At 71.2% G+C, this 16,674-nt stretch carries 10 protein-coding genes and 2 pseudogenes; 7 read left to right on the forward strand and 5 right to left on the reverse strand.

What is annotated here, in order from left to right; all coding sequences use genetic code 11:
- Window positions 1-102: 102 nt before the first annotated feature.
- Both ACF07V_RS36350 and ACF07V_RS36355 read left to right on the forward strand, forming a co-directional pair.
- Complete coding sequence (locus ACF07V_RS36350) at window positions 103-8,310, forward strand: SpvB/TcaC N-terminal domain-containing protein (protein ID WP_392160058.1); 8,208 nt, start codon at window positions 103-105, stop codon at window positions 8,308-8,310.
- Window positions 8,307-8,753 (forward strand): immunity 26/phosphotriesterase HocA family protein, encoded by a 447-nt coding sequence (locus tag ACF07V_RS36355; RefSeq protein ID WP_392160060.1) that lies wholly within the window; start codon window positions 8,307-8,309, stop codon window positions 8,751-8,753. The genes ACF07V_RS36350 and ACF07V_RS36355 overlap by 4 nt, the downstream gene beginning before the upstream one ends.
- Before the next feature lie 15 nt (window positions 8,754-8,768).
- Here the strand turns inward: ACF07V_RS36355 and ACF07V_RS36360 are convergent, their stop codons facing one another.
- A complete protein-coding gene (locus tag ACF07V_RS36360; RefSeq protein ID WP_392160062.1) occupies window positions 8,769-9,920 on the reverse strand; it encodes an IS110 family transposase in 1,152 nt (383 codons plus the stop codon).
- On the opposite strand from ACF07V_RS36360, the pseudogene ACF07V_RS36365 reads away from it, so the two are divergent.
- Window positions 9,846-10,004, forward strand: a pseudogene (locus ACF07V_RS36365) (ISL3 family transposase); the annotation flags it as partial. The gene ACF07V_RS36360 and the pseudogene ACF07V_RS36365 sit on opposite strands and share 75 nt — an antisense overlap.
- A gap of 64 nt (window positions 10,005-10,068) precedes the next feature.
- Here the strand turns inward: ACF07V_RS36365 and ACF07V_RS36370 are convergent.
- The 3 genes and pseudogenes from ACF07V_RS36370 to ACF07V_RS36380 all read right to left on the reverse strand — a co-directional run bounded on the left by ACF07V_RS36370 (window position 10,069) and on the right by ACF07V_RS36380 (window position 13,150).
- The gene (locus tag ACF07V_RS36370) at window positions 10,069-10,671 is read right to left on the reverse strand and encodes a DUF6000 family protein (protein WP_392160064.1); all 603 of its coding nucleotides are present in this window, start codon (window positions 10,669-10,671) and stop codon (window positions 10,069-10,071) included.
- Between the two features lie 518 nt (window positions 10,672-11,189).
- A pseudogene (locus tag ACF07V_RS36375) lies at window positions 11,190-12,008 on the reverse strand (IS5 family transposase).
- Window positions 12,009-12,907: 899 nt separating this feature from the next.
- Entirely contained in the window at window positions 12,908-13,150 is a 243-nt protein-coding gene (locus ACF07V_RS36380) for a hypothetical protein (RefSeq protein WP_392160066.1), read from the reverse strand.
- 165 nt (window positions 13,151-13,315) lie between these two features.
- Between ACF07V_RS36380 and ACF07V_RS36385 the strand changes: the two genes are divergently transcribed.
- The 4 genes from ACF07V_RS36385 to ACF07V_RS36400 all read left to right on the forward strand — a co-directional run bounded on the left by ACF07V_RS36385 (window position 13,316) and on the right by ACF07V_RS36400 (window position 16,272).
- A complete protein-coding gene (locus ACF07V_RS36385) occupies window positions 13,316-13,498 on the forward strand; it encodes a hypothetical protein (RefSeq protein ID WP_392160068.1) in 183 nt (60 codons plus the stop codon).
- Window positions 13,499-13,667: 169 nt separating this feature from the next.
- Window positions 13,668-13,859, forward strand: a complete 192-nt coding sequence (locus tag ACF07V_RS36390) for a hypothetical protein (protein WP_392160070.1) — start codon at window positions 13,668-13,670, stop codon at window positions 13,857-13,859.
- Window positions 13,860-14,602: 743 nt separating this feature from the next.
- Complete coding sequence (locus ACF07V_RS36395) at window positions 14,603-15,043, forward strand: pyridoxamine 5'-phosphate oxidase family protein (protein WP_392160071.1); 441 nt, start codon at window positions 14,603-14,605, stop codon at window positions 15,041-15,043.
- A gap of 278 nt (window positions 15,044-15,321) precedes the next feature.
- On the forward strand, window positions 15,322-16,272 hold the full coding sequence (locus ACF07V_RS36400) for an ADP-ribosylglycohydrolase family protein (protein ID WP_392160073.1): 951 nt from the start codon (window positions 15,322-15,324) through the stop codon (window positions 16,270-16,272).
- Window positions 16,273-16,381: 109 nt separating this feature from the next.
- Here the strand turns inward: ACF07V_RS36400 and ACF07V_RS36405 are convergent, their stop codons facing one another.
- Complete coding sequence (locus tag ACF07V_RS36405; protein ID WP_392160075.1) at window positions 16,382-16,564, reverse strand: hypothetical protein; 183 nt, start codon at window positions 16,562-16,564, stop codon at window positions 16,382-16,384.
- Window positions 16,565-16,674: the final 110 nt, after the last annotated feature.

Genomic DNA, 16,674 nt, shown 5'->3' on the forward strand with positions numbered 1-16,674 from the left:
CCGGGCGGCGAGTCGGCGGACGAGCAGCAGGCCGGCCCGGTCCGGCCGTACGAGCAGGAGAGCCGTGCACAGGCGGGTTCGACACGGAGGTGACCGGGCGTGGTGACGGGCGAACGAGAAGGATCCGGTTCCGGCGCGCGGCGGTTCGTCGTCGCCGCACCGCAGGTGACGCTCCCGAAGGGCGGGGGAGCGGTCCGGGGCATCGGCGAGACGTTCACCGCCCACCCCGCGACCGGCACGGGATCGGTCTCGGTGCCCGTCGCCACGAGCCCGGGCCGCGGGGGATCCGGCCCGGACCTCGCCCTGACGTACGACTCCGGAGCGGGCAACGGCCCCTTCGGCTTCGGCTGGAGCCTGTCGGTCCCGTCGGTGACACGGAAGACGGACAAGGGGCTGCCGCGCTACCTGGACGCCGTCGACTCCGACGTCTTCGTGCTGTCGGGCGAGGAGGACCTCGTCCCCGTGTACCGGCAGGACCACGCCGGCGACTGGGTCGCCGCCCACCCCGGGCACACTCGGGACCCCGAGGGCCACTGGGTCCGTGATCCCGCCGGTGGCCTCGTCGTCCACGAGGACGAGATCGCCGGCCACCGGGTCCGCCGCTACCGGCCGCGCGTCGAGGGCGCTTGCGCCCGGATCGAGCGCTGGACGGCCGTCGCCGCGCCCGGAGGAGCGTCCGGCGCACCCCGCGTCGGCGAGGTGCACTGGCGTTCGGTGTCCAAGGACAACGTCCTCACCGTGTACGGGCTCGACCCGGAGCACCGCATCGCGGACCCGCGCGACCCGGGCCGGGTGTTCAGCTGGCTGATCTCCGAGACCCGTGACGACAAGGGCGGCGTCGTCCTCTACCGCTACAAGGCCGAGGACGGCACCGGCGTCGACCTCGGCAGGCCCCAGGAGCGAAACCGGGGCCCCAGGGACGACGTCCGCAGGACCGCCCAGCGCTATCTGAAGCGCATCCTCTACGGAAACCGACGGCCCGCCCTGGACGAGGCCGGCGAGCGTCCCCACTTCCTCGACCCCGGGGTCGTCGCGGGCGGCTGGATGTTCGAGGCCGTCCTCGACTACGGCGATCACCACCCGGACGCCCCCCGGCCCGGGGACGACGAGGCGGTCGACGCCTCCGGTGCCCTCCGCCACCCGTGGCCGCTCCGCCCGGACGCCTTCTCCTCGTACCGCTCGGGCTTCGAGGTGCGGACCGGCCGGCTCTGCCGCCGCGTGCTGATGTTCCACCACTTCCCCGGCACGGAGCCGGACGGAGTCGGCGTCGACTGCCTCGTGCGGTCGACCGGATTCGACCACGGGGACGCGGCCGACCCGGTGGCGGCCGACGCGCCCGTGTACGCCTTCCTGCGCGCCGTCACGCAGCACGGCCACCGCCGCGAGGGCACCGGGTACCTCCGCAGGAGCATGCCGCCGGTGGAGTTCACGTACACGGAGCCGACCGTGCGGGACACGGTCGAGACCGTCGACCCCCGCTCCGTGGAGAACCTCCCCGTCGGGCTGGAAGGGACGACGTACCGCTGGACCGACCTGCACGGTGACGGCATCCCGGGCGTGCTCGTCGAGCAGTCGGGCGCCTGGTTCTACACGCGCAACCTCAGCCCCCTGCCGGAGCCGGACCAGAAGGGCGGCGCGACCCCCCGCGTCCGGTTCGCGCCGGTCGAGCACGTCGGCAGCATGCCCGCGCTCCCGCCCGGCGGCGGAGCCGAGTTCGTGGACCTCGCCGGGGACGGACTCGTGGACGTCGTCGTCACGGACGGGTCCGCTCCCGGGCTGTACGAGCACGACGGGGCCGAGGGCTGGCAGCCGTTCCGGCCGTTCGCCTCGCTCCCCAGCAGGCCGCTGAACGCCCCGGACGCCCGGATCGCCGACCTGGACGGAGACGGACGCGCCGACGTCCTGGTCACCGAGGACAGCTCCCTGGTCTGGTACCGCTCGCTCGGGGAGGAGGGGTTCGAGGACGCCGGGCGGATCGCGTTCGCCGCCGACGAGGAACAGGGGCCGCGGGCCGTGTTCTCCGACGGCACGCACGCCCTCCACCTCGCCGACCTCTCCGGCGACGGTCTCCCCGACCTCGTCCGTGTCGGCAACGGCGAGGTCTGCTACTGGCCCAACCTCGGCCACGGGCGCTTCGGCGCGAAGGTGACGATGGAGAACGCGCCGTGGTTCGACCACCCGGAGACGTTCGACCAGCAGCGCGTCCGACTCGCGGACATCGACGGCTCCGGCACCACCGACCTCCTCTACCTCCACCGCGACGGCGTGCGGCTCTACTTCAACCAGTCCGGAAACGGCTGGAGCGCCGCCCGGGCACTGCCGGCGTTCCCGTCGGTCGACCGCGCCACCGACGTCACCACGGCAGACCTCCTGGGCGACGGGACGACCTGCCTCGTCTGGTCCTCACCGCTCGCCCAGGACGCCGGCCGGCCCCTGCGGTACGTCAACCTCATGGGAGGCGCCAAACCCCATCTGCTGGTGGGCCTCACGAACAACCTCGGCGCGGAGACCCGGCTGACCTACGCGCCGTCGACGAGGTTCTCCCTCCAGGACGCCCACGAGGGCCGGCCGTGGATCGCCCGGCTCGCCTTCCCCGTCCACGTCGTCGAACGCGTGGAGACGTACGACCACGTGAGCCGCAACCGGTTCACCACGCGCTACCGCTACCACCACGGCCGGTACGACGGCGTCGAGCGCGAGTTCTGCGGCTTCGGCATGGTCGAGCAGTGGGACACCGAGGAGCTCGAAGCCGTCACGGGCCCGACGACGGGAGGCGACGCCGCCCCCTCCGTGCCGCCCGCGCACATCAAGTCGTGGTTCCACACCGGCGACCGGCTGGACCGCGAGCGCGTCTCCCGGCACCACGAGGGCGAGTACCACCGGGAACCGGGACTCACCCCGGCCGCCGCCCGTGGCCTGCTCCTCGGCGACACCCCGCTGCCCGCGGGCCTGACCGACGAGGAGGAACGGCAGGCGTGCCGCGCCCTCAAGGGAACCCTGCTGCGGCGTGAGGTCTACGCCGACGACGCCGGACCCGAGTCGAGCCCGGACGAGCGGACCCGCGCGCACACCCCGTACACGGTCACCGAGCAGAACTTCACCGTCCGCCGCCTCCAGGCGTGCGGTACGCACGAGCTCGCCGTGTTCGACGTCCAGCCGCGCGAGACACTCACCCACCACTACGAGCGGAACGCCGCCGACCCGCGCACCCGGCACACGCTGGTCCTGGAGGTCGATCCGTACGGCACCGTCCTCAAGGAAGCCGCCATCGGCTACGGCCGCCGCGCCCAGCTGGTCACGGTGGACCCGGACGGCGGCGTCCGCGCCGTACCGAACCCCGCCCTCGACGCCCTCCATCCGGCGGACCGGGACCGGCAGACCACGTCCCTCGTCACGTACACCGAACACCGCGTGACCCACGGGATCGACACCCCCGTCGCGTGGCGCCACCCCACGACGTGCGAGACGCGGACCTTCGAGCTCACCGGGTACGACGCCACGGGGCCACGCGGCCGCTTCCTCGCGGCGGACTTCGTCGAGCCCGACCCCGACATCACCGGGCGGCTGCGCCACCGGTACGCGCGGGAGGTGGCCTACGAGGAACCACCCGGCCCCGGAGCCTGCCGCCGACCGATCGAGCAGACCCGCACCCACTACCGGAGCGACGACCTCGCGCGGCTCCTCCCGCTGGGCGATCTCGAGCCCCGCGCCACCACCGGCGAGACCTACACGCTCGCCCTCACCCCGGGCCTCCTCGCGTCCGTCCTCCGCCGGCCACGCCCCGACGGCTCCGCCGAGGAGCTGCTGCCGGACCCGGCGAGCGTCCTCGCGGGGACGGGGGCCGACCGCGGCGGCTATCTGGCCGGCAGGACCCTCAAGGCGGACGGCCGGTTCCCCGCCACGGACGCCGACGACCACTGGTGGCTGCCGTCCGGCCGCTCCTACTTCTCCACCGCCCCCGACGACACCCCGGCGGCCGAGCTGGAGCGTGCCCTGCGGCACCACTTCGTCGTCCGGCGCCACCGCGACCCCTTCGGCCAGGACACCACCGTCGACGTCGACGTCGACGACCTGCTGACCGTCGAGGTACGCGACCCGCTCGGCAACACGACGACGGTGGAGGCCAACGACTACCGGGTGCTCCAGCCACGCCTCGTCGCCGACGCCAACGGCAACCGCACCGAGGCGGCCTTCGACGCCCTCGGCATGGTCACCGGCACCGCCCTCATGGGCAAGGCCGCGCCCGCGCCCGCCGAGGGCGACACCCTGGACGGATTCCCACAGGACCCGGACCCGGGAGCGGTCGACCTGCTCGCCGCGGCGGCCGACCCCGACGCGGCGGCCGCAGCACTGCTCGCCGGTGCCACCAGCCGCGTCGTGTACGACCTCGACCGGTTCCGTCGGCTGCGCCGCCCCGCCGTGGTGGTGACGCTGACCCGCGAGACGCACCACCACGACCCCCTCCCGCCGCACGGACTGAGGATCCGGACCACCTACGGACACTCGGACGGCTTCGGCCGCGAGATCCAGCGCAAGACACGGGCCGAGCCCGGCCCCCTGACCGACGGCGGGCCGGCCGTCACACCGCGCTGGGCGTGCGGCGGCTGGGTCGTCCACAACAACAAGGGCAAGCCGGTCCGCCAGTACGAACCCTTCTTCAGCGCCACGCCCGAGTTCGAGTTCGGCGTGACGGTCGGCGTCAGCCCCGTCCTCTTCCACGACCCCGTCGGGCGCGTCGTCGCCACCCTCCACCCCCACCACACCTACGAGAAGGTCCTGTTCGGGCCCTGGGAACAGACCACGTACGACGGCAACGACACCTGCGCGCCCCGCGGCGGCCAGACCGGCGACCCGCGCACCGACCCCGATGTGCGCGGCCTCCTGGCACGCCACCTCGCCGCCCTCGCCGCCGGGGGAACCCCGTTCGACACGTGGTACGCCCAGCGGATCGGCGGTGCCCTCGGCCCGCACGAGCAGTCCGCCGCCGCCCGAGCCGCCGCGCACGCCGACACGCCCACCACCGCCCATCTCGACCCGCTGGGGCGACCGTTCCTCACCGTGGAACGCAACCGCGTCGTCTGCCCGGGCCACGACCTCGACGGCACCGAGGACACCGTCGCCACCCGCACCGAGCTCGACATCGAGGGCAACCAGCGCCTGGCGCGCGACGCCGTGACCCAGGCGGGCGACCCGCTCGGGCGGATCGTCGTCCGGTACGCCCACGACCTGCTCGGCAACCGGATCCACCAGCACAGCATGGAGGCCGGGGCCCGCTGGACCCTGCCGGACGCCCTCGGCAACCCGATCCGCGCCTGGGACAGCCGGGGCCACACCGTCGCCACCGCGTACGACCCGCTGCGCCGCCGCGTCACCACGACCGTGCGCGGCACCGTCGCCGACGGGGACGCCGCCTCCGACCCGCGCACCCTCGACCGCGAGGTGCGGATCGAGCGGATCGAGTACGGCGAACCCGGCGCCGGCGCGTCACCCGCCGACGAGGCCCGCGCGCGAAGGCTCAACCTGCGCACCCGTGCCCTGCGACACTTCGACGGCGCGGGAGTCGTCGTCCACGCACGGCTCGACGCGGCCGGCACACCCCTGGAGGCCTACGACTTCAAGGGCAACGCGCTCCACAGCACCCGCACGCTGACCGCCGACCATGGGGCCCTGCCCGACTGGGCGGCGGACCCGCGCATGGCGGACGAGACCTTCGAGAACAGCAGCCGCTACGACGCGCTGAACCGCACCGTCCAGGCCACGCTGCCGCACAGCGACCGCGACCCGGGCCGGCTCCACGTCGTCCAGCCCCTCTTCAACGAGGCGGGGCTTCTCGACGGCGTCGACGTCTGGCTGGAGCGGGCCACCCGGCCCGCCGGACTCCTCGACCCGGGCAGCGAGCCGCCCTCCCCGGTCGGCATCACCGACATCGACTACGACGCACACGGCAGGCGCACCCGCGTCGCCCACAAGAACGGCGCCACCACCCGCTACCGCCACGACCCGCTCACCTTCCGGCTCGTCCACCTCGTCACGGGACGCGGCCCGTCGTTCCCCGAGGACTGCGACCACCCGGACGCCCCCCAGCCGCCCGCCGGCACCTGCGGCCTGCAGAACCTGCACTACACGTACGACCCGTCGGGGAACCTCACCCACATCCACGACGACGCCCAGCAGACCGTCTTCTTCCGCAACCAGCGCGTCGAACCGGGCAACGACTACGTCCACGACGCCCTCTACCGGCTCGTCCAGGCCACCGGCCGCGAGCACCTGGGCCAGCAGGCCGACGGCACCCGGCGAGTCCCGACCGCCCCCGACGCGGCCGACGCCTTCCACACCCGGCTCGACCACCCCAACACCCAGCAGACGATGGGGACGTACGTCGAGCGCCACGTCCACGACCTGGTCGGCAACATCCTGCGTGTGCAGCACCGCGGCAGCGACCCCGCCCACGCCGGCTGGACACGCGGCTACACGTACGCCGAGCCCAGCCTCCTGGAGGACGGCACGGGAGGGACCCTCACCAAGACCGGCAACCGGCTCAGCTCCACGACCCTCAACCCCGGCGGCTCCACCCCGCCGCTCGTCGAGCCGTACACCCACGACCGGCACGGCAGCATGACCCGCATGCCGCACCTGGGCGGCGGCGCCCCGGGCCCCAACCTCCACTGGGACCACTCGGACCGGCTGCGCCGTGCGGACCTGGGCGGCGGCGGCACCGTCCACTGCGTGTACGACGCCGACGGCCGGCGGGTGCGCAAGGTGTGGGAGAAGGCGCCGGGCCTGATCGAGGAGCGCATCTACCTCGGGGACGTCGAGCTCTTCCGGCGACACCGCGGCCCGATCGGCTCCGACACCGCGGTGTTCGAACGGGAGACGGTGCACACGACGGCCGACACGGGAGCGGGATCCGGTGCCGACGAGGAACGCTTCGCCCTCACCGAGCTGCGCACCCGCGATGCCGAGGGCTCCGACCCGGCACCGCCCCGGCTGATCCGCTACCAGGCCGGGAACCACCTCGGCTCCTCCAGCCTCGAACTCGACGAGCGGGCACAGATCATCTCGTACGAGGAGTACGCGCCGTACGGCAGCACGACGTACCAGGCGGTCCGCAGCCGCACCGAGACACCCAAGCGGTACCGCTACACGGGCGTGGAGCGGGACGAGGAGACCGGACTCGCCCTGCACGGTGCCCGCTTCTACGCCTGCTGGCTCGGCAGATGGACCGCCGCCGATCCGTCCGGACTCGTCGACGGACCGAACCTGTACCGGTACGCGCGGGGCAACCCGGTCACTCTCACCGACCGGGACGGACACGAACCGGCCGAGGCCCTCGCCGTGACCCTCCAGCAGGGGGCCTCGGCCCTGGAGCGGGCGGCCGCGCGTTGGGGCGGAGCCGCGCTCCTGAAGGGCGGAGCCGGTACCGCCGCCGCGCCTGCTGCCGCCGCGCCCGCCGCCGCCGCGCCCGCCGCCGCCGCGCCCGCCGCCGCCGCGCCCGCTGCGGCACCGGCCGCGGCACCGGCGGCCGCGGCACCGGCCGCCGCGCCCGCGCCGCTTGCCGCCGGCGGGGCGCTCGTGGCAGGGCAGGCGGTCGCGGCCCTGGCGATGGCCCTGGAGGTACGGCAGTACATTCAACGCGCGGGTTCCATCGTCCGGAACGGCAACCCCTTCGGGGTGCCGACCATGCGGGGGGCGTTCCCCGTCCTCACCCAGGTCCAGCAACTGGTGCACTCGCCCTTCCCCATCCCGGGACCGTCCCCGGGGCGGAAGACGCAAGAGGTCAGGCGGGGGCGCGTGTACGTGACGTACACCAAGACGAACACCAACGGACGCGTCTACGCGGGCCGTACGAGCATGGTCATCGACCTCAACCAGCCCTGGCGTGAACAGGCGATCGACGCCATGAAGTCCCGGGACACCAGGCACCACGTGGACGAGCGCGCCGAACCGAACGGAGCGGGCTTCGGCCCTGCCGAGCTGGACAGCTTCGCGGTCGGTTTCGCCGTCAACTACGGGGAGCGCTACCGGGACTTCGGCTACCTCGCCATCAGGGGCAGGGAGCAGCAGCTCATCGACGACAACGGCGCGCGGCGCGCGGCCGAACTGGGCAGCAAGGACTTCGACGGTGGCGCGTGGTCGGACACGGCTCCGGGGCCGCGGCTGACGGAGAACGCCCGGCGTGGCGTCGACAAGGACAGCCTCATGGGAGAGATGTTCCACCTTGCGTCGGACCTGGAGTTCGGCCCACTCGCACCGTTCACGGGAACCCCGTTCAAGCAGCTGGTGCGCGACGCCGTGCGAGGACAGCGGTGAGCGGGCCGGGGACGTACCTGCGGATCCCGCTGGCCGACGGCTCGTGGGGGTACGGCAGGGTGCTCACCACCACGTACACGGCGTTCTACGACTACCGGACCGCGGGGCCGTCCGACGACCTCGACGACCTCGACACCAGGCCGCTCCTGTTCGCACAGGCGGTCCGCCTCTCGGACGGCGACCGGTGGGAACCGATCGGGAGCCGCCCCCTCGCGGGGGCGGCCGCGCGCCCGGTGGTCCTGTTCACCCAGGACCGCGCCGACTTCAGGAAGTGCGTGATCTTCGACTCGGAAGGGGTGGAGCGACGCGCCGCCCCGGAGGAGTGCGTCGGTCTCGAACGCGCGGCGGTGTGGGACGCCCACCACATCGAGCGCCGCCTCCTGGACACGTTCCTCGGCCTCCCGAACCAGGACGAACTGGCCGCGAGGGTGCGGCTGTCCTAGGGGGTGTCCTGTCTATCATTGGTCGAGCCGGATCAGGGTGCTGGCGAGGGTGATGGCGGCGAAGTAGCGGTCGGGGCGTTTGATGCCCTCTGGATGCCAACCCAGAGATCCAACGACACCGGTCGGGCCGGCCGGAGGGGCTGCCGGAACGATAAGGCGGTAGATCTCTCGTGCGACGTAGCGTTTGAGGCAGCGGATGATCTCGCGGCGTGTTTTGCCCTCGGTCAGACGTCGTTGCAGGTAGTCGCGGGTGCGGCCGTCCCAGCGCAGACGGCTGAGGACGATGCGGTAGAGGGCGGCGTTCGCCTGGCGGTCGCCGCCGCGGTTGAGTCGGCGACGCTGTGTCTTCCCTGAGGACGCCTCGACCGGGCTGGTGCCGCATAAGGCCGCGAAGGAGGCCTCGCTAACCAGTCGCTCAGGGTTGTCGCCGGCCGAGATGAGCAGGGCAGCGGCACTGTCGGGGCCGACGCCGCGAACTTCCAGCAGACCAGGCGTGCTCACTTCGAGGGCTTTGGCTATCTGCTTGTTGAGGTCGTCGACCTCCTCGGTCAGGTGCCGGATGCGGCGGGCCAGCAGCCTCAAGGTGTGACGCGCGGCCCCGGCCGGCCCGCCCGCGCGCTGGGGGTCGAGGTCGGCGCACCGCTTGAACAGGTGCGGGTTGCTCAGCCCGGCCAGCGACTCGCGGAGGGCGGAGTCGGCCGAGACCAGGACGCTCTTGACCTGGTTGATCGCCTGGTTCCTGGACTTGATCGCGGAGCCCTTCGCCAGCTTGAACAGCCGGAGCATCTCGACAGGGCCGTCGCCGGGTTTCGCCGCGGCGGTGGCGCGTCCGGTCAGCACGGCGCGGGCAGCGGCCTCGGCGTCGATGGCGTCGGTCTTGCCGTGGCGACGTCGGGCGGCCTTGTCGTGCTGGTTGACCTCGGTCACCTCGATGCCCTCGGCCCGCAGGTGACGGGTCAGGGCGGCTCCGTAAGAGCCGGTGCACTCGACGCCGGCCCGCCGCAGCACGCCGAATGAGCGAGCCCAGTCCTCCCGGACGGGCTCGACGCCGTCCGTCAGGACGACCTGCCCAGCCTTCACACCCTCGCTGCCGGCATCAATCGCGACCTCGACGCCGTGACCGCCGGATGGACCCTGCCCTGGAGCTCGGGCGCGGTCGAAGGACATGCCAACCGGATCAAGATGCTCAAGCGCCAGATGTTCGGGCGGGCAGGCTTCCAACTTCTCCGCAAGCGCGTCTTACTGGCGTAACGGAGAGCGGCCGCGTCACAGACGTTGAGCCAGGGCCTTTGAAAGCTAACAAAGCCAATGGGGGTCAAATGTTGGCGCATTCCTCGATGACGGCGCAGGCGAGGCGGATGCCGCCCAGGTAGGTGGAGATGCCGTCATCGCCCTGCATATGGGGTGCGTCCTGGAACCACTGCTGCCACAGACCGCCCTCCTGGAGGAAATGGTTGGCCTGGTCGCCGTGCACGACGGAGTCGGTGTACGCCAGGGCGCCCATGACCGTCGGCTGGTCATAGGCAAGGTCGGGCCGACGCAGGTAGCGATCCAGGTAAGCCGCAAGCAGGTCGGCGTCCCGTGCGGTGCCGAAACTCGCCAGCGCCACGCCGTAGGCCCCACCGGCGCAGCAGACCTCGCTCTCCAGCAGAAGCGCTCCCAGACGCTCGCGAAAGTGGTCACGGCGCGAGACGGCGGCGAGCCATGCCGCGGTCCGCCGCTCGCGCCAGCTGCCTTCGAAGAGGATGGTGAGCTCGGCGTCGGAAACAGCCTTCGCATCAGCGGCCAGGGCATGAGCGAACGGCTCGTACTCCTCGCGTGCCATACGAAGTACCGCTCCGCCGAGCTTCAGGTAGCGGCGCGCCGGGAGGCAGTAGCGGCGGTACAGGGCCTGTATCTCAGGGTCGTGGCGGATCATCACCCCATCCTCTCGCAACAGGCACGCAGCTGAAGGCGTAGCCCGGAATACGCCTGCGGTGATCCCGGAACGGGCGGGACGCCACCTGGAACCCGGGGTGGGTGAGCGGGGCGTCGGCAGCACGCAGGGTTACCGCTCCACAGAAGTTGAGCCAGAACCACAACCGGCGAATAGAGCCAGTCCGGGTCTCGCCGGGCGCGAGGCAGTAGGACTCTCCCGTGCAGTGCCAGAACTGTTCGCGGGTGACGGCCACGCCGAGACCGACTTGGCCGTCCCCGAACGCGTTCACCGGAGTGCGGGTCGTGGTGCCGTGCTGGACGAGGCCGGTGGCCACCAGGACGCTCGGTCCGTCCTGCGGGATGAGCATGTCCGCGAGGGGTTGGGGGATCGGTCCGATGTCGTTGGGGTCCAGCAGGTCGAACCCGGAGAAGGTGACGGTGCTCTTGTCCTCGGGGTTCTGCAGTACGGCGGCGAAGGCGCCGGAGTAGTGGGACTTGGCCAGCCAGTGAGACCGTGTCCTATGTGGTGAGGCGGACGAGTCGCTTGTAGCAGCAGATGGCTGCGGCGAGGCCGAGAAAGGCCAGGTAGTTGCGAGGGTGACGCTCGTAGCGGCGGTTGAGTCTGTGGTATTCGGTGAGCCAGGACATCGTGCGCTCGATCACCCACCTGCAACGCCCGAGTCGTTTACTGGACTCGATGCCCTTGCGGGCGATGCGGGACGCCGATGCGTTTGCCGCGGAGTCATTTCCGCAGTTCAGGTACGTCGTAGACCTTGTCGGCGTGCAGATGCTGGGGCTTGAAGTGACGGCCGCGATGAGGGTCGTGTCTCGTTTGGTGACCGAGCACCATGGGCTTCAAGGCCTGACTGTCGTGGGTGTTGCCGGCCGAGACGCCAACGACCAGGGGCAGTCCGGCCGCGTCCGACAGGACGTGCATCTTGGAACCCGCCTTGCCTCGGTCCACGGGGTTCGGACCTATGAGTTCGCCCCCCTTTTCGCCCTGACATGGGCGGAGTCGAGGACCGCACGCGAGAGATCGAGCAGGCCGACGTCGTCGAGCCAGTGCAGGATCTCCTCGTGCAGTCGGCCCCACACGCCGGCCCGGGACCAGATCAGGAACCGGCGGTGCGCGGTTGACTTCGAGATCCCGAAGCAGGGTGGCAAGGCCCGCCAGGCGCAGCCGGAGACCAGCACGTAGATGCTCGCGGCGAACAGCGTCTCATCAGGCGTGTCCTGCGTCCCACTGCCCTGCGGCCGCACCCGAGAGGGCGGGATCAACGGCTTCGCGATCTCCCACAGCCCGTCCGGAACAATCCAACTCCACGTACCCCGCCCCATGACGAGCTCAACGACCGCCTCACCACATAGGACACGGACTTAGCTCCCACGCCTGCTGCTGGTACAGCCGCAGCCACACGAACACATCCGGCGCCGCTGCCAAGTCCTGCCGTTCCCGTGAGCCCTTACGGACCAAACCCATCAGCTGCTGTCCCAGGTCGGCGTCACCCTGGCGCCCGCTCAGGAATTCCTCGGCCCGCGCCCCGGTCGACACCCACGCCGCCAGGAGTGCTCGGTCGCGGTGGTACTTCAAGGCCGCGAACAACGCGTCGAAGAGGGCGTCCGGGATCCGACGTCGAAGAGGGCGTCCGGGATCCGACGCGGAACCCGCCGGGGCACGCGGGGCCGGTAGCGGCCCTGGCGCTCTCCCGTGAACGGCTCCATCGGGTTGTGGTGGGCATCTGCCGGCCGTTGCGCCGGGAACGGTCAAGCGGAACGGGTAGCTGCACCCACCGGGCGACGTCCCGCGCCTCGGTCCGCGTCGCCCGCGCCCACCCCACGTCGCACGCCCAGAGGAACCGATACCAGCGCGGCAGATCGTGACCGCACGACCGCAGCGTCGGCAGGGGCGAGCCAGGAAAGCGGTCACGGCCCGCGCATCGGGTAGGTACAGCACGCCGCCAGGCCCGGTCCGGGCCGAGGCGGTCGCGGTCGCCGCCCAGGTGCCAGCGCCACCGATCCGCAGGTCGATCCCGTACAGGAGGGAGCGCACCCGTATGCGCCGGGCGAGTTCGTCCGGCGTCGTGCCGTGGAACCGGAGCACGCCCCCACCTGCGCCACGGCCGCCGAGGGCGGCAGGGGCTGCACGAGGGGGGACGTCCATGAGGACGTCGAGAGGCATACGGTCCTCCTCGGGCCCGATGTCCGGGCGGCACCGCACGCGCATGATCACGCTGACGCTACGCCCCAGTCACCCCCTCCCCGCGTCCGGTGTGGACGAACTCGCGCAGCGCGACCCGAGCCGCCGGCCCGCCCGCAGGCGTCGCCCAGTACGGATGCCACCACAGCCGCACGGACAGTCGCAGCAGCCGCCGACGCAGCACGGTGGTGCTGCCGTTGCCCACGTTCGCGAGCTGTGCGTAGGTGTCCGCCCACGCCCTCTGGGTGCGGACGAGATCGTAGGGGAAGATGTCGCTTTCCACCCCTCCATAAGAACACATGTTCGAATAGTGGCGCCACCTTCGCACGGTGGGGTGACCTTGACGGTCCTGAGGGCTACTCGGCTTCCCGGAAGGGCAACTAAATCGGGTTGAAGGGCGCCGCGGGCTTCGCGGGCACCGACCGTACGACGCCAAGAGGGTGGAGTTATGGGCGATGTCAAGGCCGAACTGGCGAAAGACGGCCTGCGTGTCATCGTTCCCGGGCTCAGCCCGGATGGAGGGGGAAGTCTGGTTCTCGACATCTTTGCCGACATCGCGGAAAGCGACGGCGGCAACCGGATCCGCAGTTGGATGGCGCGCGGGTGCAAGGTCGGCCCGCTGTCGTCGTGAGCCGTATGGTTCACCCCATGGCGGGTCGTCGTAGTGGGGTGGCGGTATCTCGTCAGGCGGTCTGAGATCCCGGCCAGGATGCCCGGCGGACTGCGACCGGGCCGGCTACAACGGGCACGCAGGCGTCTCGGAGTCGGCCCGCGCGACACTGGATGGGCTCGTCTACGGCATGACCGACATGGCCTCGCCCACGGCAGCCCAGCGGGTCGCGCTCTTCGCAGTCATCCATTACGTGCCGCTTCTCCGCGCGGCCGCCGATGCCGCTCTCCTCGGTTTCACCGGTGCGGACCTGGCCGGGCAGGCGCAGGCGATCAGCACCGGCGCCCGGTACGAGCTGCGCGTACGGGTTACCCGCACCTGATCACGTCCGCCTGCTCGGGGACGTGCGATCACGTCGAGGGTCTGCAGGTCTGAGGTCGGACCTGTGGGGTCTCGCCGCGTGTGGAAGAGGCCGGACTCGCTGAGCAGCAGTTCTTCCACCGTCGCGGATCGATGGCACAGCCGCGCGGTCTCACGTACGCGGCATTTCCTCCGCCGCCTTGGCCGACCGGCCGAGTCCGACGAGCCGCAGTTGTGTCGAAATGCATCCCATCTGTCTGATGGTGAGCCGTTGACCTGCTGGGGTGTCGGGTCGTTCTGTTCCGATCCGCGCAAATCATCGGCTGGGTGGGTCGAGGATCAGGTGCGTTGGCATCGGTGAGCTCGGGATTTCCGCGAGGCGATGGCAGTCATCAATCCCGAGGGGCGGCGGCCCTGCTTGAGCCCTGAATTGACTGGTCGACGCCGACCTGGCGGCCCCCGCCCGGGGCCGGGCGTCGCCCGCAGGGCGCACCGGTCGAGGTAGGCCCGCAAGCGGAACCTGAATGGACCGAACCAAATAGTCCGCAACGAAACTATCTGCTAAGGTCTCCTTGTTGCGACACAACTGGCAGGGGGAAGACCACACGTTTGCTGCATTCGACTCCGCGTCATCGCGCGCCGCGCCCGCCGCCCCGAGTGGCAGGCCGCCCTGGATCCCGCCGCCGATGAGCCGCCTCCCCGTCCACGCCGCACCTGTCTGACCTGCCATCCCATCCCACCCCGAGCGTTGAAAGGCTGACCGCCATGAGCGAGCACACCGCCACTGAGACCACCACCGGCACCACCCAGAACGACGGCCCGGCCCCCCGAGCGCTCACCGACCAGGAGCTCTCCCGGCTGTTGAGCCAGCAGCAGTTCGGCGTACTCGCGAGCGTCAGGAGCACCGGCCACCCGCACCTGTCGACCGTCCTCTACGACTGGAACGCCGAGGAACGCCTCCTGCGGGTCTCCTCCACCGCCGACCGCCTCAAGGTCCGCCAGTTGCGCCGGGACCCGCACGCCTCACTGCACGTCAGCGGCCCGGACATCTGGTCGTTCGCCGTGGCGGAAGGAGAGGCGGAGATCGTCGACCCGGCCGACGGGGCGGCCCCCGGCGAGCAGCCGCTGCCTGACCGGCGCGTGACCATCCTGCTCCGGGTCTCGCGCCTGTACGGGACCGCCCTGGACGTCCCCGCCCAGGACTGAGGAACCCGCGCCGCCACGGTCATCCGCCGGCAGCCGGCCTGGGTACCGCCGACGCCGCGGAAGGCGAGGAGGGGGCAGTGGATGTGGAACGGCGCCACCAGCCTCGGTCTCGTGACTTCTCTGAATTACGAGATGAGGCCGACACCGGAGGATCGGTCGTCGGCCCCTTTACGGCTCAGAGCTCCTTCGCATCGCTTGCGCGGGCGACGATCTGGTTCGGGAGCCGGACAAGGAAAAGGCCTGTGCGGCCGTCGGCGTAACGCAGATAACCTGCGGGAATGAAGCGGATTCAGCGGGCCGCTGGCGCGGTCGTCGGCTCAGCGGTGGGTGACGCTCTGGGCGGCCCGTTCGAGTTCGGTCCCCAAGGCGCATTCTCCGCGCGGTTTCCCGCGCCTGGTGCCGGTGGCGAAATGTGCGGAGGCGGTGGCTGGGACCCCGGCGAGGCCACCGACGACACGCAGATGGCCGTCCTGGTCGCGGAGTCGCTGCTGGAGCGGGGCGGACTGGAATTGCCGGACATTTTCGCCCGCTTCCAGCGGTGGGCAGCCTCACAGCCCAAGGACATCGGCTTGCAGACCGAAGACGTCCTGACCAACGGCATGCCCTGGGACCTCGCCGCCGCGATCCACTTCCAGGTCAACCAACGAGCAGCGGGAAACGGCTCCTTGATGCGCGCGTCGACCTCCGCAGTCCACTTCGCGGCCGCCGGCCAGGAAGCCACCATGGACGCGGCCCGCCGTATCGCTGCCCTCACCCACGGGGACCGCGCGGCCTGGGAAGGCACCGCGATCTTCCATGAGCTCATCCGAGTCACGTTCGAGGACACCGACCCCCTCGCAGCGCTCCCGGACGCCCTGGATCTTGTCCACCCCGACCACCGCGACCGCTACGACACCGTCCTCGCGCCCGACTGGCACCCCGATCAGGCGACCGAGTTCAACGGTGCCGTCTGGCCCTGTCTGGGATCCGCAGTCTGGGCCCTGCGCACCACCGACAGCTTCGAAGACGCGATACGCGCGGCGATCGACCTGGGCGGTGACACGGACACCGTCGCCGCAGTGACCGGAGGCCTCGCGGGGGCGTATTACGGACTGGACGCGATCCCCGCCCACTGGACCAAGCCGCTCCATGTCCCCCTCCCAGGATTCGACGGCCGCGTGCTGTACCTGCCCGACCTGCTCGACCTTGCACACCGCCTCGGAGAGGGGCTGTCGATGAGACGGGGGTGATGGCCCCCATGAATGCCGACGGGGCTCAGGAGGAGTGTGTGCTGCCGTGAGCTGCTGATGCGCCAACAAACGGACAAGAGCCTGGTAGGGCGCCCTACGTGGTTGCATGTCATCGTTCCACCCGCAGAGCGGGCAGGCCGAGGTTCACCAGTCCGCCGCGGGGCGCGGTGTCCATCTGGCTGATCTTGGACTCGGCGTCGGCCAGGCCGACGCTGAGCCCTACGATCTCGCCGAGCCAGCCCTCCCTTTCCGCCTCGGCGCTGCGGTCAACGAGCTTGTCCCGGATCTCCATCAGCCGACCGCTTTAAGAGGTCCTAACAAAGGCGTTGGACGTGTCGGTGGGTGATGAGGCAGGTAGCGAGGCCGAGGAAGGCTTCGTGGATGTCGTCGCGTCGTTCCCAT

It is taken from the genome of Streptomyces sp. NPDC015661 (assembly GCF_043077765.1).
GTDB lineage: Bacteria > Actinomycetota > Actinomycetes > Streptomycetales > Streptomycetaceae > Streptomyces.